This window comes from Pseudomonas sp. RW407 (assembly GCF_003176655.1).
Classification (GTDB): Bacteria; Pseudomonadota; Gammaproteobacteria; order Pseudomonadales; family Pseudomonadaceae; genus Pseudomonas; species Pseudomonas delhiensis.
Map to the genome: position 1 here is coordinate 412668 of NZ_QGSL01000106.1, position 935 is coordinate 413602.

General features: G+C 61.8%; 1 protein-coding gene. It reads right to left on the bottom strand.

Features of this window, described 5'->3' with window-relative positions; genetic code table 11:
* Positions 1-100: 100 nt before the first annotated feature.
* Positions 101-316 carry a bacterioferritin-associated ferredoxin gene (locus DK254_RS18740; protein ID WP_089394108.1) on the bottom strand — a complete coding sequence of 72 codons (216 nt, stop codon included), beginning with the start codon at positions 314-316 and terminating at the stop codon, positions 101-103.
* Positions 317-935: the final 619 nt, after the last annotated feature.

The window sequence follows — 935 nt, forward strand, 5'->3', positions numbered from 1 at the left end:
TTTCCTGAAAATCAAGGCCGCCTTCCCCGGGAAAGCGCGATGAACCTAAAAAAACCGGGCCTGGGCCCGGTTCTTCTGGCGTATGCCGAATCGGCATCGCTCAACTGGCGGCATAGGCCAGCGAGTAGTTCATCGATTGCGCGCCCTGCAGATCACCGAGGGTCTCGCGCACCACCTGCTTGGCGAGGCAGGCGCACTTGCCGCACTGGGTGCCGACGCCGGTGCTCTCGCGCACTTCGCGGTAACTGCAGCATCCCTCGTAGATCGCGTCGCGGATCTGGGTATCGGTAACACCTTGGCAGAGGCAGACGTACATGGATGGCACTACTGGTGTGGGGTTGTTGGCGTCGATACTAATGTTAATGAGAATGATTGTCAAAGTTTGAGGGGCGACATTCCGGCATGGCGACGAATGGTCTTTTTGAGCGGCGAAGGGTGAGTCAGGCCCGCCTCGCCGTAGGGCGAATAACCGTTCGCGGTTATCCGCCGTTGGCCGTGCCATCGGGGCGTCCGGCGTGGCCGGTGAATCCAATCGCGGACGGAGTCCGCTCCTACGGTCGTGCTCGCGAACGGTGCTTACCGGCGGCGGCTGTGTTTCGGATTGGCTTCGCGCCCTCTCCCCAGCCCTCTCCCGCAAGCGGGAGAGGGGGCTGTCCCGAGCGGCCGGGAAGCAAGGCGCCATCCTTTCCCCTCGTCACTCCCGCGAACGCCGGAACCCGTAGGGCGGATCCTGAACCAATGGTTCCAGGGGACACGGTCGTAGGAGCGGACTCCGTCCGCGATTGGACCCGCAGGCCCTACCAGCCTCTGCAGTGGCATGAACGAAAAAGCCCCGCATCGCAGGCTGTGTGAAAAACCGAGCGGCTCTTCGAAGAGCGCGTTCCTACGTGAAATCTGAAGAGGCTTGGCTATTCAGCCAATCCAGAATCCACGTA

Excerpts from the sequence above, each read along its gene's own strand:
- DK254_RS18740 (WP_089394108.1), bottom strand. The coding sequence starts at position 316 with ATGTACGTCTGCCTCTGCCAAGGTGTTACCGATACCCAGATCCGCGAC.